Annotated in this window: 21 protein-coding genes; 17 read left to right on the forward strand and 4 right to left on the reverse strand. The window is 41.1% G+C overall.

Going from position 1 to position 21110, the window contains the following annotated elements; genetic code table 11:
- The first annotated feature begins 17 nt into the window (after positions 1–17).
- From FCN25_RS17145 to FCN25_RS17190, 10 genes are all read left to right on the forward strand, one after another.
- On the forward strand, positions 18–800 hold the full coding sequence (locus tag FCN25_RS17145) for an enoyl-CoA hydratase (protein ID WP_137226618.1): 783 nt from the start codon (positions 18–20) through the stop codon (positions 798–800).
- On the forward strand, positions 800–1918 hold the full coding sequence (locus FCN25_RS17150) for an enoyl-CoA hydratase/isomerase family protein (protein WP_137226619.1): 1119 nt from the start codon (positions 800–802) through the stop codon (positions 1916–1918). The genes FCN25_RS17145 and FCN25_RS17150 overlap by 1 nt, the downstream gene beginning before the upstream one ends.
- A 15-nt stretch (positions 1919–1933) precedes the next feature.
- Positions 1934–2833 carry a 3-hydroxyisobutyrate dehydrogenase gene (gene mmsB / locus FCN25_RS17155; RefSeq protein WP_137226620.1) on the forward strand — a complete coding sequence of 300 codons (900 nt, stop codon included), beginning with the start codon at positions 1934–1936 and terminating at the stop codon, positions 2831–2833.
- A 12-nt stretch (positions 2834–2845) separates the two neighbouring features.
- Complete coding sequence (locus tag FCN25_RS17160) at positions 2846–3604, forward strand: SDR family oxidoreductase (protein WP_137226621.1); 759 nt, start codon at positions 2846–2848, stop codon at positions 3602–3604.
- A gap of 125 nt (positions 3605–3729) precedes the next feature.
- A complete protein-coding gene (locus FCN25_RS17165) occupies positions 3730–3936 on the forward strand; it encodes a hypothetical protein (RefSeq protein ID WP_137227455.1) in 207 nt (68 codons plus the stop codon).
- Positions 3937–3944: 8 nt separating this feature from the next.
- Positions 3945–4880, forward strand: coding sequence for a DMT family transporter (locus tag FCN25_RS17170; protein WP_137226622.1), 936 nt, complete (start codon positions 3945–3947; stop codon positions 4878–4880).
- Between the two features lie 88 nt (positions 4881–4968).
- Positions 4969–5889, forward strand: coding sequence for a M14 family metallocarboxypeptidase (locus FCN25_RS17175; protein ID WP_137226623.1), 921 nt, complete (start codon positions 4969–4971; stop codon positions 5887–5889).
- A 326-nt stretch (positions 5890–6215) separates the two neighbouring features.
- Positions 6216–7808, forward strand: coding sequence for an ABC-F family ATPase (locus FCN25_RS17180; RefSeq protein WP_137226624.1), 1593 nt, complete (start codon positions 6216–6218; stop codon positions 7806–7808).
- Between the two features lie 159 nt (positions 7809–7967).
- Positions 7968–8339, forward strand: coding sequence for a hypothetical protein (locus tag FCN25_RS17185; RefSeq protein WP_137226625.1), 372 nt, complete (start codon positions 7968–7970; stop codon positions 8337–8339).
- A gap of 24 nt (positions 8340–8363) precedes the next feature.
- Complete coding sequence (locus tag FCN25_RS17190) at positions 8364–9179, forward strand: alpha/beta fold hydrolase (protein ID WP_137226626.1); 816 nt, start codon at positions 8364–8366, stop codon at positions 9177–9179.
- Between the two features lie 6 nt (positions 9180–9185).
- Here the strand turns inward: FCN25_RS17190 and FCN25_RS17195 are convergent, their stop codons facing one another.
- Together FCN25_RS17195 and FCN25_RS17200 are read right to left on the reverse strand one after the other, a co-directional pair.
- On the reverse strand, positions 9186–9755 hold the full coding sequence (locus FCN25_RS17195; protein WP_137226627.1) for a DUF1415 domain-containing protein: 570 nt from the start codon (positions 9753–9755) through the stop codon (positions 9186–9188).
- 28 nt (positions 9756–9783) lie between these two features.
- On the reverse strand, positions 9784–10389 hold the full coding sequence (locus FCN25_RS17200; protein WP_137226628.1) for a LysE family translocator: 606 nt from the start codon (positions 10387–10389) through the stop codon (positions 9784–9786).
- A gap of 184 nt (positions 10390–10573) precedes the next feature.
- On the opposite strand from FCN25_RS17200, the gene FCN25_RS17205 reads away from it, so the two are divergent.
- On the forward strand, positions 10574–11134 hold the full coding sequence (locus FCN25_RS17205) for a DUF4136 domain-containing protein (RefSeq protein WP_137226629.1): 561 nt from the start codon (positions 10574–10576) through the stop codon (positions 11132–11134).
- A 61-nt stretch (positions 11135–11195) separates the two neighbouring features.
- On the opposite strand, the gene FCN25_RS17210 is transcribed toward FCN25_RS17205, so the two are convergent.
- Both FCN25_RS17210 and FCN25_RS17215 read right to left on the reverse strand, forming a co-directional pair.
- Positions 11196–12017 carry a DUF2797 domain-containing protein gene (locus tag FCN25_RS17210; RefSeq protein ID WP_137226630.1) on the reverse strand — a complete coding sequence of 274 codons (822 nt, stop codon included), beginning with the start codon at positions 12015–12017 and terminating at the stop codon, positions 11196–11198.
- 141 nt (positions 12018–12158) lie between these two features.
- Entirely contained in the window at positions 12159–12665 is a 507-nt protein-coding gene (locus tag FCN25_RS17215; protein WP_137226631.1) for a glycine cleavage system protein R, read from the reverse strand.
- A gap of 284 nt (positions 12666–12949) precedes the next feature.
- On the opposite strand from FCN25_RS17215, the gene FCN25_RS17220 reads away from it, so the two are divergent.
- The 6 genes from FCN25_RS17220 (at position 12950) to FCN25_RS17245 (ending at position 21010) form a co-directional block, all read left to right on the forward strand.
- The gene (locus FCN25_RS17220; RefSeq protein WP_137226632.1) at positions 12950–15205 is read left to right on the forward strand and encodes an ABC transporter permease subunit; all 2256 of its coding nucleotides are present in this window, start codon (positions 12950–12952) and stop codon (positions 15203–15205) included.
- A 58-nt stretch (positions 15206–15263) separates the two neighbouring features.
- Positions 15264–16925, forward strand: a complete 1662-nt coding sequence (gene pstA, locus FCN25_RS17225; protein ID WP_137226633.1) for a phosphate ABC transporter permease PstA — start codon at positions 15264–15266, stop codon at positions 16923–16925.
- A 28-nt stretch (positions 16926–16953) separates the two neighbouring features.
- Entirely contained in the window at positions 16954–17772 is an 819-nt protein-coding gene (gene pstB / locus FCN25_RS17230) for a phosphate ABC transporter ATP-binding protein PstB (protein ID WP_137226634.1), read from the forward strand.
- Between the two features lie 49 nt (positions 17773–17821).
- The gene (gene phoU, locus FCN25_RS17235; protein ID WP_137226635.1) at positions 17822–18526 is read left to right on the forward strand and encodes a phosphate signaling complex protein PhoU; all 705 of its coding nucleotides are present in this window, start codon (positions 17822–17824) and stop codon (positions 18524–18526) included.
- Positions 18527–19121: 595 nt separating this feature from the next.
- A complete protein-coding gene (locus tag FCN25_RS17240; RefSeq protein WP_137226636.1) occupies positions 19122–20267 on the forward strand; it encodes a putative sulfate/molybdate transporter in 1146 nt (381 codons plus the stop codon).
- A 161-nt stretch (positions 20268–20428) separates the two neighbouring features.
- Complete coding sequence (locus FCN25_RS17245) at positions 20429–21010, forward strand: DUF502 domain-containing protein (protein WP_137226637.1); 582 nt, start codon at positions 20429–20431, stop codon at positions 21008–21010.
- The last annotated feature ends 100 nt before the right edge of the window (positions 21011–21110 follow it).

The following is a 21110-nucleotide window of genomic DNA, read 5'->3' on the forward strand; positions in this document are numbered from 1 at the left end:
CATAAGGACATAAGGTTATGACAAAACCACCTGCGATTCTTGAACATATTATCGGCCACACGGCAATATTGACCTTGAACAATCCGCCTGCAAATACTTGGACGGCTGACAGTTTACAAGCACTTAAAAACATCATCCTTAAGCTGGATCAGGACAAGGATATTTATTCCCTAGTGATTACCGGCGAAGGTGATAAGTTTTTCTCAGCTGGTGCAGATTTAAATTTATTCGCCGATGGCAATAAAGACAATGCAGCCATCATGGCGCAAAACTTTGGTGAAGCCTTTGAAACCTTAAGCGCGTTTCGTGGGGTATCTATTGCTGCCATTAATGGTTACGCCATGGGTGGAGGTTTAGAGATCGCACTCGCTTGTGATTTACGTATTGCTGAAGCTCAGGCAAAAATGGCGTTGCCTGAAGCTTCTGTCGGTTTATTACCTTGTGCGGGCGGCACCCAAAACTTAACGGCATTAGTGGGTGAGGGTTGGGCAAAACGGATGATTTTATGTGGTGAACTGATTGATGCCGCCAAAGCAGTTAACATAGGTTTAGTTGAAGAGGTGGTCGAAAAAAGTCAATCACTAGATGCTGCGGTAGCATTGGCCGCTAAAGTGGCTAAACAGTCTCCTAGTAGTGTTAGTGCGTGTAAAACACTTATTCAAGCTGGGCGGAATATGCCTCGCACTCAAGCATTACCGCTTGAACGAGAACTGTTTGTGGGCTTATTCGATACCGAAGATCAGACTGAAGGTGTGAACGCCTTTTTACAAAAACGCGCCGCAAACTGGAAGAACTGCTAATGACTCAAGATGTAATTTTTCAAACATTAGGCACGCTATCAGGTCAATCTATCGGTGTGGTCACTCTGAATATTGAAAAAGCGCTTAATGCGTTAACACTCGATATGGTTGATGCCATGCAAGTCCAACTAACCCGTTGGAAAAACGATGACAGTATTGCTTGCGTGGTGCTAAATGGCGCCGGCGAGAAAGCCTTTTGTGCCGGAGGTGATGTACGGGCTATTTATCATGCATCAATAGCAAACCCCAATAATATCACCGAAGAAGCTTGTGAATTTTTCACCAAAGAGTATCAACTTGATTATTTATTGCATCAGTTTGGTAAACCCGTGATGGTATGGGGTGACGGCATTGTAATGGGTGGTGGTTTAGGGTTAATGGCTGGCGGTAGCCATCGTATTGTTACCGATCGTAGCCGTATTGCAATGCCAGAAGTGACCATAGGTTTATACCCAGACGTTGGTGGTAGTTACTTTTTAAACCGTATGCCGGGTAAGACAGGGCTATTTTTAGGGTTAACCGCTTACAACATGAATGCCGCAGATGCCTTGTATGTTGAACTTGGTAACTATTATTTAAATAGCGATGAAAAAGAGCCATTGTTTGATGCCATGGCTGAAGTCATGTGGAGTCAAGATAACGCGGAAAATCATCAACGATTAAGTGACTTGCTCACTGATTTGTCCAAGCAGCACATCGCTTCGTTGCCAACCAGCCATTTGCAGCAATTCCAACAACAAATCGATTTGTTAATGGCGGGTGATATTCTTGATGTTCACTATCAATTATCTACCTTAAATACTGAACTTGATTGGTTGAAACGGGCGCAAAAAACGGCGTTAGCGGGTAGCCCAATTAGTTGGCATCTTATTTTTGAACAAGCCGCTTTAGGAACGGAGCTTAGCTTAGTAGACTGTTTTAAATGGGAGCTTGGCGTTAGTGTTAACTGTTGTTCTATGGGCGACTTTTGCGAAGGTGTGCGTGCCTTACTGATTGATAAAGATCGCCAACCTAAATGGCTATTTGCAGATGTCGACGCAGTGGATGCGAATAAAGTGACTCAACTGGTTACTTCTCCTTGGGCTGAAGATAAACACCCATTAGCTGACTTTACTTAAAAAAGGATTAATGAGATGGCAACAGTAGCATTTATTGGTTTAGGTAACATGGGTGGCCCAATGGCTGCCAATTTAGTAAAAGCGGGTATGACAGTTACCGTATTTGACTTAAACCCAGTTGCGGTAGAAGCGTTAACAGCACAAGGTGCACTCAGAGCTAAAACGGCCTGTGGTGCAGCAGCTTCTGCAGATTTTGTGATTACCATGCTACCAGCAGGCAAGCATGTTCGTAGCTTATACCTAGGCGATGACAACAATAAAGGTTTGTTGGATGTGGTATCTAAACAGGCATTACTGATAGATTGCTCGACCATTGATGTCGACAGCGCTCGCTTAGTGGGTGCAAAAGCGGCCGAAAAAGGCATTGAGTTTATGGACGCGCCAGTGTCTGGTGGCACAGCAGGGGCTGCAGCGGGTACCTTAACCTTTATTTGTGGTGGTAGTGAAGCCGCCTATCAACAAGCCCAAACGGTATTAACGGTTATGGGCGGCAATATTTTTCACGCCGGTGCTGTAGGAGCAGGTCAAATCGCTAAGATTTGTAATAACATGCTGTTGTCTGTATTGATGGTGGGTACTAGCGAATCGTTACAACTTGGTTTGGATAATGGTTTAGATCCTAAAGTGTTGTCTGATATCATGAAAGTCAGTAGCGGCGGTAACTGGACGTTAGAGAAATACAATCCATGCCCAGGCGTGATGGAAAATGTGCCGTCGTCAAAAGACTACCAAGGTGGCTTTATGGTTGACTTGATGGTTAAAGATTTAGGGTTGTCGCAAGAAGCGGCAGTCGCCTCTAATTCAAGCACACCAATGGGATCTTTGGCTCGCAGCTTATATGTTAATCATGCTCGCCAAGGCCATGGTCGCCGCGATTTTTCGAGTATTTTTGAACAATTTTCAAAGAAAAAATAAAGGATTCAGTTGATGGAATTAAAAGGTAAGGTTGTCGTCATTACTGGCGGAGCGGGTGGATTAGGTCTAGCGATGGCGCATGATTTAGCCACCCAAGGTGCTAAATTGGCGCTTATCGATGTTGATCAAACTAAACTTGAACAAGCTTGTGCTGATTTAGGTTCAATAACTGAAGTACAAGGCTATGCCTTAGACATTACTGACGAAGAAGATGTGGTCGCGGGCTTTAAATTTATTGCTGAAGACTTTGGCCAAGTGAATGTGTTGATCAACAATGCCGGTATTTTACGAGATGGCTTAATGATTAAAGCCAAAGACGGCGTGGTCACTGACCGCATGTCGTATCAGCAGTTTCAGTCTGTTATTAACGTTAACTTAACAGGTACTTTTTTATGTGGTCGTGAAGCCGCTGCAGCTATGATTGAAACCAAGCAAGCTGGGGTGATTATCAATATCTCTAGCATTGCTAAAGTTGGTAACATGGGACAATCTAACTACTCAGCGTCTAAAGCCGGCGTTGCAGCTATGGCGGTTGGTTGGGCAAAAGAGTTAGCTCGTCATAATATTCGTAGTGCTGCAGTTGCTCCAGGGGTTATGGCTACTGAAATGACAGCGGCCATGAAGCCTGAAGCCTTAGAACGTTTAGAAAAAATGGTGCCAGTAGGACGTTTAGGTCAACCTGAAGAAGTAGCTGCTACTGTGCGCTTTATTATCGAAAATGATTACGTTAACGGCCGAGTATTTGAAATTGACGGTGGTTTGCGTTTATAAGCGGGTAGTAATTTACATAATCAGTTTGTTATGATGTTGTCACGCCGAGCCTATGCTCGGCGTAACTTTTTATTCTCTAGGAATGCTATCTCGTGGAAAAATTAGAATACCTGCTTAAAAAAATGATGCTGTTTGTAGGGCTCCTTGGCGTCATTGTTATCTATGGCGGTTTTTTATATCTATTCTTTTCAGGTCGTTCGACGGCTGCTTTACCGTGGTTTTTACTGATTTCGCCTTGGATTTGTGTATTTTTTGGCTTGAGCCATGTACAGCAAGTCAGAGTGTTGCATTGGTTTTCAAGTAAATTCACCTTTAAAAAAAACGCTAAGTAGTCCCGTTTATGTCTGATCTATCAGCCTTTTTATCTCGATTTTCTATCGCTCTGTATACCTTGATAGCCTTGGTCGCATTTGCGGCCAACTCGGTGTTGTGCCGTATGGCATTATCAACCCAACAAATCACACCATTAATAGACCCGAGTAGTTTCACTGCCATCCGTTTAATAGCCGGTGCTTTAGTGTTGTGGTTGTTGATGTTATTGCGCACGACTAAAACTAACACCACAAATTTAACTAGCCGTGGCAGCCTATTTGCGGCGGGATTATTATTTACCTATGCTGTGACGTTTTCATACGCTTACGTGCTACTTGATACCGCCACTGGTGCGTTGATTTTGTTTGCAGCGGTACAAATTAGCATGATGTTAATCAGCTATTTTCAAGGTCATCGCTTAACGTTACTTGAATGGATTGGGGCATTATTGGCTTTTAGCGGATTTGCGTATTTGGTGTTGCCCGGTGTGAGCGCGCCTTCGATAACCGGATTAGTGTTAATGTCCATTAGCGGTTGTGCTTGGGGCGGATATACTTTGTTAGGCAAAAAGTCTGTTAATCCACTATTCGATACGGGTTATAATTTTATTCGCAGTATACCCTTGGTTGCGTTGATGATATTGGTTGTGTGGATACTGCCTCAATTAACCTCAACACCACAAACAACGGTATTGTCTGTCAAAGGTGTATGGTTAGCGGTTTTATCTGGTGCAATCGCCTCGGGTATTGGTTATGCGCTGTGGTATCAAGCCTTACGCGGGCTCACATCAACCCATGCGGCGGTTTTACAATTAACGGTCCCAGTGATTGCAGCTGTGGGCGGTATACTCTTTTTAGATGAAGTGATTAGCTTTCATCTTAGTGTATCGGCTGGGATTATTTTTGTTGGGATTGCATTGGTTATTTTTGCCAAAGCCCATCCAGTTAGTAAGCCGACCCAGTAACTAAACAGATAGTTGAGCAATAAACATCATTTACAAGCAAATGACTGACAGATACATAACTCAATAAAATAAATGATTAAGAGGTTACATGAGCAATTCCACACCTTATCCAATTGGTACACCAGGTCAAAAATGGACCGATGCAGACAAAGCACAATGGTTAGCACAAGTTACCATCAAGCGCTCTTATCAAAATGAAGTTGTCAGTAAGTTAATCCCGCTTACCAGCCAATTTGACCAAGTTCAATATGGCGCGTTATCCCTTAATGCTGACAAGTACCCATTATTTGGCTTTACATCAAAACATTGGGACAACAATAAAAAAACGATTTTGATTACCGGTGGTGTACATGGCTATGAAACCAGTGGTGTTCATGGTGCTATTCAGTTTTTAGCCACTAAAGCACAGGATTATACTCAGTATTTTAATGTGGCCGTTGCACCTTGTGTTAGCCCTTGGGGTTACGAAACCATTAATCGATGGAATCCTAAAGCCATCGATCCTAATCGCTCTTTTTATGCCAATAGCCCCGCCGAAGAATCTGCCGCGCTGATGGCATTTGTCGCAAGTTTGGGGACGGTATATGCCCACATTGATTTACATGAAACGACTGATACTGACGAATTAGAGTTTAGGCCTCTGCTATCTGCGCGTGATGGCGTTGAATACGATAAAGGCATCATTCCTGATGGTTTCTACTTAGTTGGCGACAGTGACAACCCAACCCCTGATTTTCAAAAAGCGGTGATTGATTCAGTGGCTAAAGTGACTCATATCGCGCCTGACGATAACGGACAATTAATTGAAGTACCGATAGAGCAATTTGGGGTAATTAACTATCCGGTTAAAAAACTCAGTTTATGTGCCGGTATTACTGTCAATCACTTTAACACCACTACTGAGGTCTATCCTGATAGCCCATTGGTGACAGCGCAACAATGTAATGATGCACAAGTGGCTGCCGTTACTGGTGGATTGGATTACATTGTTGATTATTTGAAGCTTTAACAAAGCTCAAATATGATAAAAAGTGATAAAGTCTAGAGGCTAGGGCGGACTTCGTCTTAACTTCTAGGCTGTTATGATCTAACCTTCATTAAAGTATGAAGGTTAGAGATATAGGTCCAGTTTAGGTTGATAAATAGACCAGAAATCCTTACAATGTCGCGCTTTATAACGACCCTTTCGGCAATGCCGTATGCCCGTTTTAATCTCATTAGTATTTTTTTAAGCATTTGTTTAAGTGCTGGCTTGAGTCATACATACGTTAACTCGAGTGAATAAACAATAATTTGATATGGGCTTTAACACACAACACGATTTGGAATTTCATTTTGATTACAACAGCTAACATCACTATGCAGTTTGGCGCTAAGCCACTGTTTGAAAATCTCTCAGTCAAATTTGGTGGCGGTAATCGCTACGGTTTAATTGGCGCGAATGGTTGTGGTAAATCCACCTTTATGAAAATCCTTGCCGGTGATTTAGAGCCATCAAGCGGTAACGTCTCATTAGATGTTAATGAACGTATGGGTAAATTAAACCAAGACCAGTTTGCATACGAAGCGTTTTCTGTTGTAGACACTGTGATCATGGGCCACCGCGAGTTGTGGAAGGTGAAGCAAGAGCGTGACCGTATTTATTCTTTACCTGAAATGAGTGAAGAAGACGGTATTAAAGTGTCAGAACTTGAGATGGAATTTGCTGAGATGGACGGATACACGTCGGAATCTCGTGCTGGTGACTTATTGTTAGGTGTCGGTATTGACATAGAGCAACACTTCGGACTGATGAGCGAAATTGCGCCGGGTTTTAAACTGCGGGTGTTATTGGCACAAGCATTATTCTCAGATCCAGATCTACTGTTACTCGACGAACCAACCAACAACTTGGACATCGATACTATTCGCTGGTTACAAGATATGTTGAATCAACGTAACAGTACCATGATTATTATTTCCCATGACCGTTACTTTTTAAATTCAGTATGTACACACATGGCTGACTTAGATTACGGTGAATTGCGTTTGTTCCCAGGTAACTATGACGAATACATGATGGCTGCACAGCAATCACGTGAACGTTTAATGAGTGACAACGCCAAGAAGAAAGCTCAAATTGCCGAGTTGCAAACCTTCGTCGCACGTTTCTCGGCTAACGCATCGAAAGCCAAACAAGCCACGTCACGCGCTAAACAAATTGATAAAATTAAGCTAGATGATATTAAAGCATCAAGTCGTGTTAACCCGTTTATTCGTTTCGAACAAGAAAAGAAATTGTTCCGTAATGCACTCATCGTTGAAAACCTTGCTAAAGGTTACGACACGCCATTGTTTAGCAAGCTTAACCTAATGGTTGAAGTCGGTGAGCGCATTGCTATTTTGGGTCAGAACGGTGTGGGTAAAACCACCTTGTTACGTACATTAGTGCATGATATCCCACAAGACGAAGGAACCATTAATTGGTCTGAAAATGCCAATATAGGTTACTATGCTCAGGATCATGAAGCTGATTTTGCTAATGATATGACTTTATTCGAATGGATGAGTCAATGGCGCAAAGAAAATGACGATGACCAATCAGTACGCGGTATTTTAGGCCGTATGTTGTTTGGTTCTGACGACATTAAGAAGTCTGTTAAAGTATTATCTGGTGGTGAGAAAGGCCGTATGTATTTCGGTAAACTTATCATGCAAAAACCAAACATTTTATTACTCGACGAACCAACCAACCACATGGACATGGAATCGATTGAGTCATTAAACAACGCGTTAGAAAAATACGAAGGTACATTAATGTTCGTCTCGCACGACCGTGCATTCGTATCATCATTGGCCACCCGTATTCTTGAAGTTACCCCAACAGGGATTAATGACTTCAAAGGTACTTATGACGAATTTTTGGCAAGTAAAGGTATCGAAGCGTAATTCTTCTTTAACAATCAATAGCCGTTATAGTCAATACCAACGCATTAACACTATTAGCCCTGAACAAATGTTCGGGGCTTTTTGTTTTTATTTATTCAGCAAGACTCTATACTCTAGCGTTATAAATCAATGACATTATCCTGAACAGGCATCTATTTTATGAGCATTACCCTTGAACAAATCGCATCAACCTTGAATGAACTGCAATGTCGTACTAATTTTAATATAAAGAATGTTACCGAATACATGTTGCCTGAGTTAAAAGAACCTGTTTATTTGCATGTTGACGGTAAAACACCGTTATTGATTATCCGTCCAGCCTTTGAAATTTTTTCGACAGAATTAGTGACTATTGATGGTGTACGTGCAAAGTATGATTACTATCACAATGCTCAAATGACCCGATTCCCAACACGTAAAAACAAAGGCTTAAATGAAACGTTAACCCACTACGGTTTAGCATTTGAGTTTGATACTACAGATTCAATTACATTATTCATTAATAGGTTGATTGAAATTGTAAAAGGATAAGCCAACTCATTAGGAGCTCCCACCATGACAGAGCAATTTAATATTAATCAGTATAATTGTTCCATTAGCGGTAAAGGGCAATCCCTTATCTGGGCTCATGGATTAACCGGCAGTATTCAAAGTGAAGATGCGATTGGTTTATATGCTTGGCATCGATTCCCCAAAAAATTGCAGCTAATCCGTTATGATGCCATAGGTCATGGCTTATCTTCAGCGGGTAAGTGTGTCGAAGATTATTTATGGCCAGAAATGGCAAAAGATATGATAAATGTCGCTACTCATTTTAATGCACCGTCAGAGCTCGTTTTAGGCGGTCAATCAATGGGGTGTGCCACTAGTTTGTATGCCGCATTGAAATATCCACAAAAGGTCAAAGGATTGATTTTGATGACGCCGCCAACAGCATGGCAAACTCGGGCAGAAAAAGTCGACGATTATTATAAAATGGCTAAAGCGGCAAGAATATGGGGCGGTAAAGGTTTAGCTAAAATAAATGCTAAACATTTAGATAAAATGCTTCCAAGTTGGTTGGTTGATGCACATCAACACAGTGTGCTTGGCATATTAGACGGATTGAAATTGATGACCCGTCACACGCTTGACCAACTATTTCGCGCAGCAGCAGTGAATGATTTACCGAGTAAAAAGCAACTTGCCACTATTTCAATTCCAACATTAATTCTAGCTTGGCAAGATGATGAGGCCCATCCCATCAATACCGCGATAGAACTTAAAAAGGCATTACCTCGTTCCACGCTTCATATAGCTCATTCGATGGATGATGTTGATGATTGGCCACAGCTTATCAGTGATTTCTGTGTAGACTTACAATCAAACTAATAACCGTTATTTATCGCCTGTTACTTTTGATATATCTTTAGTGCAATGCTGCAATAACTGAATAAAAAAATCGCTGCCTTTACGTTCAGCAAAAGCAATGTTTCGCTCTGGAATGGATTCTGGGTCGGTATAGCTTGCCAATGCTATTTCCATGCTGACTTCGCGGATAATATGCAGAGTAGGATAGGGCGAACGATTGGTAAAATTAGCTGCACTGTCTTGTGGTTCGCCATCAAAACAATAGTCTGGATGAAAGGTGGCTAACTGGTACACGCCATCATAATCTTGTTCAGATAATAACGCTGTTGCATCATCAACTAAATCTAGATAAGCATAAAAGCCTTCAAAACCGCGAGGTAAAATAAATAACGTAGTTTCTGTTTCAGGGTGATTATCTAGGTATTGACATTCTGCCAATAACGCCTTTAAAACAGCCTTTATTTTAGTGTCTTCAATGGCAACATAACGAATACTGGCTCGTTCGACTTCTCGGCGGGCAAAAGGGCATATGTTGTATTTCATAATGACATCTTTTACCCACATTTCAGTGTGGATAAGATATTCATGTTGTTCCATTAATTAGCCTTTAACCCTATTAAATTCATCAGCGTGCTGTAGGTGGCAACATCATTGGGATAATAGATGCCACTAATAATAAAGCCATTGTGACATTAAAAATACGCTGTTGACGATCATTTTTAAGTAGACGCTTTAATGCTACGCCAAACCCAAGCCAGACAATCGCGCAGGGGAATGCCACACATAAAAACACGCTTGCAATAGTGATCACTTGGCCGTTGAGTTCTTGTTGCACCGAGGTGAAAGTGGCAATAGCACCGACAGCCATAATCCACCCCTTTGGGTTTACCCATTGAAATGCAGCAGCTTGAATAAAGCTAAACGGTTTGCTGACTTGTTTGCCTTCCATTTTACTGCTGCTGTTAGCAATTAACCATGACAAATACAGCAAGTAAGTTATGCCAACTACTTTAATTACTGTGTGGATTATTGGGTAGGCTTTAAATATTGCGCTTAATCCAAGTCCTACCGCCAATATCATTGTCGGAAAGCCTAAGCTGATGCCTAGTAAGTGTGGAATACTGCGTTTTATGCCAAAATTCACACCAGAAGTCATTAACATGATGTTATTTGGGCCGGGGGTTATGCCGGCAGAAAATGCAAATAATGCTATTGCAAATACCAATTCCATGTTGTATTTAGTCCTGGTCTCATTAAAAATTGTTGGCATTTTAACGGTTAATGCTATGACAATCTAATATTAATTGTTCGCTAATTTATAATTAAACTAAAGATTGTTATCTCAAGTTGAACGGGGTAGCTTAAACATTATATCGATAAGGTTTAAAACAAACTAATAAATGGGAAATTCTTTTATGTTAAGAAACCTAAGTAAAATTATTTTTTTCCTTAGCATAGTGCTGTTAACTGCTTGTACAACAAATACAGTGAGTACAACACCCAATAACCGTATTACTATCGTGGCTAGTGGTGATTTATCTACGTTATCAAAAACGTACGCTTGGCATGAAACCATGTTTGTTGTGCATACAGCCAATAAGATGGATGAAGAAGTTTTACGCAAACAATTAATCAGTTCAGTCAATAAATTAATGGCTAACAAAGGCTATCAGTTAGTATCGATTAATGATTCGCCACAAATGATTGTTGGGTTTGGTATGGCACTCGAGTCAGAAATGAGTGATACAGAGATCCTCGCTAAAGTCGGATTAGTACCCGGTTTGTATACCCAAGATGTTAATGGTAATTATGAGAAAGGGTCCGTCTTAATCGCCTTTTTCAATCCCAGAGTTAACTTGCCATTTTGGCGTGTTTTAGCGCAAGGGTTTACCGAGCCAGATCGTATACTTGAAGAACGAGAAGCTCGATTTGATGCGCTGATTAAAATGATGTTAAATGATATTCCACAAGCTTAAATACGGCTTTTGTGCATAAAAAAGACGCTGTTTGCGTCTTTTTTATTCAACAATATTGATATTAATCGTGGTTGACTTCCACTTCATAAGAGCTAAATTTTCGGATATTAATTACGCCAGTATCAAAGATTAAATATTGCCCTTTAATACCTTGCAAGATACCTGTCACTTCAGCAATTTTATCAAAATTATGCGATTTCACTTTGATAGGAAATTGCGTAATAGGGTAGCTAATGGCTTGGATGTTTGCATCAAGACGTTCAATGACAATGTCTTGATATTCAGCAGCGAGGGCTTGTAATTTATCTTCAATTAATGGGATAAGTTGGCCAGCTTGTTCGATGAGATCGATATCATCATTATTGCCTTTAAGCATGGCTTGCCAATGGGTTTTATCGTTAATAAATTTGGCTAATTCAATTTCGATTAAGCCCGACATTTTACGGGTCGACACTTTAAAAATAGGTAAACCTTGAGTTGCGCCTTGGTCTATCCAACGAGTTGGAATTTGGGTGTAGCGAGTAATACCCACTTTAATACCTGAAGTATTAGACAAATAGACATAGTGAGGAACAAAGCAATTTGACATGGCCCATTCTGGTTCACGGCAAGTACCTTGATCAAAGTGGCATGTTTCAGGTTTCATAATGCACAGGTCGCAACTGGCCAGTTTTGTCATGCATACGTAACAATGACCCTGAGAATAACTTTTTTTAGTTTTTTTACCGCAGTTGCTGCAAAAAATATTACCCGTGTGAACCATGGTTAATGACTTACCTATAAGCGGGTTAAGGGCTAAGCGCGCTTCACCTACAGGTAAATGATACTCCACCTCATGGTTATCATTGAGGTGGGTTTTCAGTTTTGATAGCGTTCCAAACATGGTCAATCCATTTTTATCATCATTATTTGTGGCAGTTTAGCAGATGATGAAAACGGATTTTAGGCTTAATTTGGCTCCACCTTGGGTTAATGGTTAAGTAGATTGGTAAAACGTTGAATAATTCAGGTTTTTAAAATTAACTCAGGTTGGTTTATTGAGCTTATCTAATACAACATCATCACCCATTTCATAAAGTGATGCTGTAATTTTCTCTTCTTGATTAGGATCGGTTAAGCCCAAGGCCATGGTGGCTCTAAATAATGCAATACCAGTGTGACTAGCCGTTTCATATTGGCTACTAAACTGTTCAATATTGATACCTAGTTCATTCATTTTATTAGAAATATGTAACACAATTCCTGGGCGGTCATATGCAACTAAGTTGTAATGCAGATGCTTGATTGGCTTAGCACTTAAGCTAGTTTTTGCAAAAGTTAAGGTTAATCCGTCAATGCATTCTAAAGCATCAATTAATTGATCCCACTTAAGTGCAGGCACTTCTAACTGTAATATTGCTGCAAAAATACCGTCTATATGACGCATTTCTGAGTCTAACCAGTTGCCATTATGTCGACTAACAACATTAGCTATTTGTTCGACTAAACCTTTTCTATCAGGAGCTTGCAGAGTGATAAGGTAACGCATCATACGATATTTCTCCTATTAATATTGGCTGTAACACAACTGTCATCTTTACGTCATATAATCGCAGCCACTTAAGATTGCGTAAATGCTTTACGCTTGTGTTACAAACATTTATTCAGATACTAGTTTTTTTACTTATGTTATTAACTTGTTTTTTTACTGAGTTTTTAGCTTAGTTAAATAAGTTATTTATATTAGTTATTTGGTCATAAATATTTATTGTTAGCACAGTAAACTACACAATCAAAGCGCTAATTATGGCATCGATTAATTATTAGAGGTTCTTAATGGAAAGTCAGGTAAATCAACCTGGTTCTGCTGAAAAAAGTCTACTTGTTGATAGACATGCAACTCGCAGAGCATTTAAGGATAAAGCAGCAGAGATTGGGGTAACCGTTGGCGGCACCTTAGTGTTTGTCACATTGTTATTAATATTTTTCTATTTGCTGTATGTCATCAAACCCATTTTTGATGGTGCACATATAGAGCCAGTTACCAGTATTAGTTATCAGCATGCTGATGCTAAAACGTTAATGGTTGGCAGTGACGAACAAAATGAAGTGTTATACCGAGTTACTGAATCGGGTTCGGTTGATTTTTACTCGTCGATTACAGGTCAGCTCATTTCATCTTTTACGCCTAAATTACCACAAGGCGCCACTGTTACTAGTAGTGCAAAATCTAGCCCTAGCGAGCAACGTTTTGCATTAGGACTCAGTAATGGCCAAGTCATTGTGGTGGGTATTGAGTTTGGTCTGACTTATCCTGACAACAAACGCGTGATTACCCCTTCTTTACGTTACCCCTTGGGCGAAGAGCCGTTAACCATTAACAGTGATGGTGCAGTATATAATCTGGTGTTTGATTATAGTGACGGCCGCATGAGTTTTGCTTATCAAGACAAAAACGGTGCGTGGAAGCTTAATCGCCAAGAAGGCGAAGAAAACATGATGACCGAAGAGGTTGAGTGGTCATCAGTTGAAGTGTTTATTAACGATGCACCTAATCATGTCATATCAGCAATCATGACCCCTGACCATCGTCAGCTAATTTTGAGTGCAAATAATAAACTGTTTATTTATAACACTCGCGATGCCGATTCTGTTGAGTTACTTCAGGTTGTCGATGTAAATAAAGCCGGCGCTAAAGTTAAGCAAGTTAATTTGCTTGCCGGAGCAAGCTCTATATTGGTGAGTTATGACAGCGGTATTGTGAGTCAGTACTTCCAAGTTAATAGCGAAAAAGGTCGTTTATATCAGCAGATTCGTGAGTTTGATGACCTTGCTCCTGTTAGTGTAATGGCGACAGAGTTTTATCGTAAAAGCTTTGCAGTGTTGAGTGCAGATGGCGAATTAACACTGCTTTATACAACCAGTGAACGTGAGTTATTCGACGAAAAATTTCAGTTAACTAACCCTGGTAAAATGGGCTTTAGCCCACGTTCAAATGCCTTGGTGATTGAAGCCGATAACAAACTTAACCTTTTCTCTGTTGAAAATGATCATCCAGAAATATCGTGGAGCGCACTGTGGGAAAAAGTATGGTACGAAGGTTACCCTGAACCACAATATGTGTGGCAGTCCACTTCTGGTTCTGACGACTTTGAAGCCAAGTTGAGCTTAATGCCACTGGCATTTGGCACCATGAAAGCGGCATTTTACGCTATGCTATTTGCCGCGCCATTAGCGATAGCTGGTGCGATTTATACCGCTTACTTTATGACACCAAAAGTACGTAATGTAGTTAAGCCTACCATTGAAATCATGGAAGCATTGCCGACGGTTATTTTGGGTTTCTTGGCTGGTTTATGGCTAGCGCCACTGATTGAAGATCATTTGCCCGGCATTGTGGTGTTGTTGATGTTATTGCCCACATCAATACTTGCCACCGCATTTGCTTGGAGTAAATTGCCAGAAAAATGGAAGCAGCGCTTACCAGAAACCTACCAAGAGCTAATGCTATTGCCGGTGATTATATTTATTGGTTGGTTCTCCTTTGAAATCAGCCCTGTGATTGAAGTGGCATTATTTGACGGCAATACTCGTCAATTTATTACCAATGATTTAGGCATCACATTCGACCAACGTAATGCGCTGGTTGTGGGTATTGCCATGGGCTTTGCGGTAATTCCAACCATATTCTCGATAGCTGAAGATGCTATTTTCTCTGTACCACGTCATTTATCAAACGGCAGTTTGGCACTGGGTGCAACAAACTGGCAAACCCTGACTAAGGTGGTATTACTTACCGCCAGCCCGGGTATTTTCTCAGCTATTATGATGGGCTTAGGTCGTGCAGTGGGTGAAACCATGATTGTGTTAATGGCAACCGGTAATACTGCAATCCTTGAGTGGAGTGTATTTGAAGGTATGCGTACCTTAGCGGCAAACATTGCCGTAGAAATGCCAGAGTCGGCCATTGGTAGTACGCATTATCGCGTATTGTTCTTAGCTGCCTTTGTATTGTTCGTGTTCACCTTCTTCTTTAATACCATTGCTGAAGTTGTTCGCCAACGTTTACGCGAACGTTATAGCTCACTGTAAGGAAAGATGATGACTCAATTAATGATTAATTCGCCAATCGCCTTGAGAGGTTTGTGCAATGGGTAAGTGGTTTAAATCAGGTTCACCGTGGATTTGGATGACCGGTGGTGCCGTTAGTATCAGTTTGATTGCCGTTTTAGGCTTATTACTGTTAATCGCTTGGCGTGGCTTGAGTTACTTTTGGCCTGCTGATATTTATGAATGGCAACTTGAAGACAACAATGGGGTTAAAAGCACTCTAATTGGTGAGATATACGACCGTGAAGAGGTGCCTACAGAGCGTTTAATTTCAGCCGGTCATAAATTTGCCAAACATCCTGGTGAGTTTGTTACTCGTTACTTGGTAAAAACCGGTAACCGTGAGTTTGTTGGTTTAGATTTCCGTTGGATTTTAGGAACCGATATCGTTAGCCGTTCAACCCCTGCTGATGTTGCTAAACTTGAACGGACTAAAAACGGTAATTTTTATGGTTATCCTGTTGCGGTAATTGAAGACGGTAAACGTTTAGAGTTAACCAGTGAAGCTGACATAGAAGCGTCTTTGTTCGACCATATCGACCGCGCAGTGGCTATTTCTGATCAAGCCTTGGCGTTGCAAAAAAGCGATATTGGTTCGATCAATTATCAAATGGAACGTTTACGTTTGAAAGAACGTGGTTATGAGCTTGATGGTGAATTAACTGCTGAGCGTAAAGCGGATATCAAGGCGCAAATCGAACAGCTTAACCAAGACTACCTAGTGCTTGAAAAAGACTTGTTTGCCCTGCGAGATAAAGCGGCGCGTGATTCTGTGGTGATTAAAGACATGCGCGGTGTTGAAGTCACCTTGCAACTGGACTCAATTTTAGACGTAAGTTATGTCAATCACATGAGTTTGCTAGGTAAAGTGGGTCACTGGTTTGTGGGAATAGGTCGCTTTGTTAGTGATGACCCGCGTGAAGCCAATACTGAAGGTGGTGTTTTCCCCGCTATTTTTGGTACGGTATTTATGGTGATGCTCATGGCTGTTATCGTGACGCCATTTGGGGTTATTGCTGCTATTTACTTGCACGAATATGCCAAGAAAGGCCCTATTACTAAGCTTATCCGTATTGCGGTAATTAACTTAGCGGGCGTTCCGTCAATTGTTTATGGTGTGTTTGGTTTAGGTTTCTTTGTATACATGATGGGCGGCTCAATTGATCAATTGTTCTTCCCTGAGGCGTTACCAGCACCGACATTTGGCTCTCCTGGGGTAATTTGGTCTGCATTAACCTTAGCCATTTTAACCTTGCCGGTGGTCATTGTATCAACAGAAGAAGGCTTAAGCCGAATTCCGAGTGCAGTTCGTCAAGGCAGCTTGGCATTAGGCGCGACTAAAGCCGAGACCTTATGGCGCATTGTGATCCCAATGGCAAGCCCAGCAATTATGACTGGTTTGATTTTAGCCGTGGCACGTGCCGCCGGTGAAGTGGCGCCGTTGATGTTAGTGGGTGTAGTAAAATTAGCCCCAACATTACCGATTGATATGAACTTCCCGTTTGTGCATTTAGAACGTAAGTTCATGCACTTAGGTTTCCATATTTACGATGTAGGCTTCCAAAGCCCTAACGTAGAAGCAGCACGCCCATTAGTGTATGCAACTTCGTTCTTATTAGTATCTGTAATTGTTGCTCTTAATTTAACCGCTATCAGCGTGCGCAACCATTTACGTGAAAAATTCCGTTCGCTAGAACATTAATTAGCGATATCCTGAGGAAAGATAAAAAATGATTTCAATTGATAGTTCAGCAATGCAAACAGAAGCCGTTGATTTAGTTAACTTACCGGCACAGGATACCGCACTTGAGATCCGCAATCTTGATTTACGTTACGGTGACAAACAAGCGTTATTTGATGTGTCGATGAAGATCCCTAAAAAACAAGTCACGGCATTTATCGGCCCTAGTGGTTGTGGTAAATCAACGCTGTTACGCTGTATTAACCGTATGAATGATTTGGTTGATAGTTGTAAAATTGAAGGTGAAATATTGCTTCATGGGCAGAACATTTATGACAAGAAAGTTGATGTAGCTGCATTACGTCGTAACGTAGGAATGGTGTTTCAGCGTCCTAACCCGTTCCCTAAGTCAATTTACGAAAACGTGGTGTATGGTTTACGTTTGCAAGGGTTAAGTAACCGCCGTGAATTAGATGAAGCGGCAGAGCGTTCATTACGTGGCGCCGCTATTTGGGACGAAGTGAAAGACCGTTTACATGATAATGCCTTTGGATTATCGGGTGGTCAGCAACAGCGTTTGGTTATTGCCCGTGCCATTGCCATTGAGCCGGAAGTCTTATTACTTGATGAACCAACGTCAGCTCTGGACCCTATCTCAACCTTAACTATTGAAGAATTGATTACTGAATTAAAGCAGCAATATACCGTAGTGATTGTGACGCATAATATGCAACAAGCGGCACGAGTGTCGGATCAAACAGCCTTTATGTACATGGGTGAATTGGTTGAATATGCTGATACCAATACCATTTTTACTACCCCTAAAAAGCGTAAAACCGAAGATTATATTACCGGAAGATATGGTTAATCTTTACTAGAAACGCTTTTAATTAACATACAAAATTTAGGTGGGTATCATGGAAAAAATGAATTTAAGTAAACACATATCAGGGCAGTTTAATGCTGAGCTTGATGATATTCGTAATCGCGTATTAGCCATGGGCGGTTTAGTTGAGCGTCAGCTTGAACAGGCATTGGATGCACTAGCATCACTTGATACAGAATTAGCACAACAAGTGATTGAAGGCGATCATAAAGTGAATGGCATGGAAGTGGCTATTGACGAAGAATGCACTCGTATCATTGCCAAACGTCAACCTGCTGCAAGTGATTTACGCTTGATCCTTGCGATTTCGAAAACCATTACCGATCTTGAACGTATTGGTGATGCTTGTGTGCGCATTGCCAAAGCTGCGGTAGAAAAGCGTGCTAACAGTCAACAGCCTTTATTGGTGAGTATTGAAAACATGGGGCGTCACGCGACGCGTATGTTGCACTCAACCTTAGATGCATTAGCACGTATGGATGCTGACCAAGCATTTGAGTTGCATAAACAAGATGCAAAATTAGATAAAGAATATGAAGGTATAATCCGTCAGTTAATGACCCATATGATGGAAGATCCTCGCTCAATTCCTGGTGTGTTAGACGTATTATGGGCTGCGCGTGCGGTTGAGCGAGTCGGAGACCGTTGTAAGAATATTTGTGAATACGTGATTTACTATGTAAAAGGCAAAGACGTTCGTCATATTTCTTACGAAGAAATGGAAAAAGAACTGTAAGTCTCTGAATTATAAACTTGAATCTAGAGCACTTAAGTTAGCTATTTTTCGACGCTGTAATAAAGCCCCATTAATTGGGGCTTTTTCATGCTATTGAAGAATTATTGATTCGGCTAATTATACCAATCTCATTAAATATCTGGTCAGTTCAGAGTCTCTCAGGTTTTTCAATTCAAGGCACATTGATGTAGAAATGGTTGTTCCCTTTTAAATCGATGTAACACAGAAGTGGAATACCTGAGAGACTCCATTCTGGCGGGTTTCAAAGTCCTTTATGCTTCGTTAGATGCTTTCAAAATAGAATCACTATTCGCTTCAATCATCTGCCTTGCCTACAGCACTTTGAACTCCCGCTGAAAGATCACATATTTAATAGGATTGGTATTATGCTTTTAGATGTGGTTTTTTAAATGATAATTATTTGGCTAATGATGATGTGGACATAATGACCATTGTTGACAACATGCTATGGTTCATATTGTCGCAATGATTTTGTTAAACTCATGTTTAGGCATTTTTATTTAGAGGTGTGTCGCATTTTTAATGTGGCACTGTATTTGCTTTATCTTAGTATCCATTCCTTACGGCAAGATATATGAGATGTGAAATCAATCGTTTCGACAACGTAAATAAGATTTCAGGTGAGTTCAGTGGCGCGTTTGCTGATTTAGGCACCTTCCTTCCTTTAGTTTTAGGCTTAATAGCCCTTAATCAATTCTCTCCCCAAGGGATATTTTTAGGCTTTGGTTTTTTTGCCTTATTTACTGCGTTTTATTATCGACGCCCCATTCCGATACAGCCTATGAAGGTGATCAGTGCGTTAGTCATTGCAGAAGGAATGTCTCCTGGAATGCTACAAGCATCCGCCATGTTAATGGGCCTTATTCTACTTGTTTTAGCCTATAGCGGCATTATTCAATGGATGGCTAAGCTGTTATCACCGGCGATCAGTATCGGTATCCAGCTAGCAATAGGACTCCAACTGATATGGTTAGGTGGCGTCATGATGAGCGAAACATGGTTGGTCGGCATACTTGCTTTTGGTTTTCTGTTTGCCAGTCGTTTTATGCCAATGCAATATTTGGTGATGCCGTTAGTGATAACCCTCGGTATTGTTTGGCAATTAACCAGTGGGACTATGCCCAGCTTTAACTTTACCCAAACCAGTGTTTGGCACTTGGGTTGGCCAAGTATCGATGAGTGGGGCTCCGCTGCCGTTTTATTGGTGCTGCCACAGTTAGCGTTGACATTGACCAATGCGGTGATTGCGATTTCTGCGATGGCGAAAGATAAGTTTCCTGAAGACAGTGAAAATTTTGAACCGCAACAATTTGCTAAAAGCTCTGGTTGGGCTAATTTGCTGTTATCACCTTTTGGGGCGGCTGCAATGTGCCATGGGGCTGGTGGGTTAGCGGTACAATATCACTTTGGCGCTCGAACCTGGTTAGCGCCGACTATTTTTGGCAGTACATGCGTCCTCATTGCTATCTTTTGGGGGCAAGGTATTGCCAGTGCGTTGTCATTAATTCCTTTAGCTGTATTAGGTAGTTTACTCGCTATTGCGGGAACCCAATTAGCTTGGTCGAAACGATTCATTGATGGTAACCCGTTTTGTATCTTGGTTATTTTTTCAACGGCCATAACGTGCTTATGGATTAATACCGCAGCTGGCTTGGCTGTCGGTGTTGTATTGGAGTTAGGTCGTCATCAATGGTTGAATCTTGCTAGCTCAAAAAGATAATAGCGCACCAGTGTTGTAATATTTTGATCTGATGGGGGCTTTTTTATATGGACAGGTTGACTGAACAATAATTCCCCAATGAGTCAGTTGGTATATTTGAAGTGACTAATCAGCAAACTGTGGTAACATTTTTGTTCTGTTCTTTCTTTTTTGTGTGCTCAATGAAAAATACCCTTGCTCGTGGTTTAACTAATTTATTGCCTATGGTGCTGTCTATTTGGCTGTTTTGGTCACTGTTTATTTCCCTTGATGGCTTAGGTAAATTATTGCTCGATATTGTGGGGGGAGAACCTGTATTTGTCGGGGCAGGTTTTTGTTTGGTGGCGAGTTTAGTGTTTATCGCCGGCTTATTATTTTCAGTCAGCCCTATAGCGTGGATGTATGGTTGGATTGAAAACCAGCTAATGAAGTTTCCGCTGTTTAAGTCTGTGTATGGCAGTATTCGAGACATCGCCAGTTTAATGAATCGCGACGGCCAACCTAAAACTCAAAAAACTGTTTTAGTTAAACAAGCCAATGGTAGTTATGTTGTGGGTTTTATCATGAGTGAGACTGCACCACAGCCATTGGCTGATGCATTGCCTGAAGGTGAATGGGTGCCGGTTTTATTTCAATTAAGCTATCAAATAGCCGGCGTGACCAGCTTAGTAAAACGTGAAGACTTAATCAGTGTTGATTGGTCATTCGAAGATGCTATGCGCTTTAATTTAACGGCTGGAATATCAAATAGTAAAGCGGTTTAATCACTATAAAGCTTGGCACTAGCACAGTCTGGTACTCGCTCGTTCACTGTGCTGCTATCTGAACGAGTAAGCTGCTAATGTTGTGACTGGTAGTAAAAAA

This window comes from Shewanella sp. MEBiC00475 (genome assembly GCF_005234075.1).
Taxonomy (GTDB): Bacteria; Pseudomonadota; Gammaproteobacteria; order Enterobacterales; family Shewanellaceae; genus Shewanella; species Shewanella polaris.

What these genes read in the sequence shown, in the direction of transcription:
- FCN25_RS17215 (WP_137226631.1), bottom strand. Translation starts at nt 12,665, where the DNA reads ATGATGCGTTACCTTATCACTCTGCAAGCTCCTGATAGAAAAGGTTTA.
- FCN25_RS17165 (WP_137227455.1), top strand. Translation starts at nt 3,730, where the DNA reads ATGCTGTTTGTAGGGCTCCTTGGCGTCATTGTTATCTATGGCGGTTTT.
- FCN25_RS17210 (WP_137226630.1), bottom strand. Translation starts at nt 12,017, where the DNA reads ATGTTTGGAACGCTATCAAAACTGAAAACCCACCTCAATGATAACCAT.
- mmsB (WP_137226620.1), top strand. Translation starts at nt 1,934, where the DNA reads ATGGCAACAGTAGCATTTATTGGTTTAGGTAACATGGGTGGCCCAATG.
- FCN25_RS17195 (WP_137226627.1), bottom strand. Translation starts at nt 9,755, where the DNA reads ATGGAACAACATGAATATCTTATCCACACTGAAATGTGGGTAAAAGAT.
- FCN25_RS17170 (WP_137226622.1), top strand. Translation starts at nt 3,945, where the DNA reads ATGTCTGATCTATCAGCCTTTTTATCTCGATTTTCTATCGCTCTGTAT.
- FCN25_RS17175 (WP_137226623.1), top strand. Translation starts at nt 4,969, where the DNA reads ATGAGCAATTCCACACCTTATCCAATTGGTACACCAGGTCAAAAATGG.
- FCN25_RS17145 (WP_137226618.1), top strand. Translation starts at nt 18, where the DNA reads ATGACAAAACCACCTGCGATTCTTGAACATATTATCGGCCACACGGCA.
- pstB (WP_137226634.1), top strand. Translation starts at nt 16,954, where the DNA reads ATGATTTCAATTGATAGTTCAGCAATGCAAACAGAAGCCGTTGATTTA.
- FCN25_RS17240 (WP_137226636.1), top strand. Translation starts at nt 19,122, where the DNA reads ATGAGATGTGAAATCAATCGTTTCGACAACGTAAATAAGATTTCAGGT.
- FCN25_RS17185 (WP_137226625.1), top strand. Translation starts at nt 7,968, where the DNA reads ATGAGCATTACCCTTGAACAAATCGCATCAACCTTGAATGAACTGCAA.
- FCN25_RS17150 (WP_137226619.1), top strand. Translation starts at nt 800, where the DNA reads ATGACTCAAGATGTAATTTTTCAAACATTAGGCACGCTATCAGGTCAA.
- phoU (WP_137226635.1), top strand. Translation starts at nt 17,822, where the DNA reads ATGGAAAAAATGAATTTAAGTAAACACATATCAGGGCAGTTTAATGCT.
- pstA (WP_137226633.1), top strand. Translation starts at nt 15,264, where the DNA reads ATGGGTAAGTGGTTTAAATCAGGTTCACCGTGGATTTGGATGACCGGT.
- FCN25_RS17200 (WP_137226628.1), bottom strand. Translation starts at nt 10,389, where the DNA reads ATGGAATTGGTATTTGCAATAGCATTATTTGCATTTTCTGCCGGCATA.
- FCN25_RS17245 (WP_137226637.1), top strand. Translation starts at nt 20,429, where the DNA reads ATGAAAAATACCCTTGCTCGTGGTTTAACTAATTTATTGCCTATGGTG.
- FCN25_RS17160 (WP_137226621.1), top strand. Translation starts at nt 2,846, where the DNA reads ATGGAATTAAAAGGTAAGGTTGTCGTCATTACTGGCGGAGCGGGTGGA.
- FCN25_RS17190 (WP_137226626.1), top strand. Translation starts at nt 8,364, where the DNA reads ATGACAGAGCAATTTAATATTAATCAGTATAATTGTTCCATTAGCGGT.
- FCN25_RS17205 (WP_137226629.1), top strand. Translation starts at nt 10,574, where the DNA reads ATGTTAAGAAACCTAAGTAAAATTATTTTTTTCCTTAGCATAGTGCTG.
- FCN25_RS17220 (WP_137226632.1), top strand. Translation starts at nt 12,950, where the DNA reads ATGGAAAGTCAGGTAAATCAACCTGGTTCTGCTGAAAAAAGTCTACTT.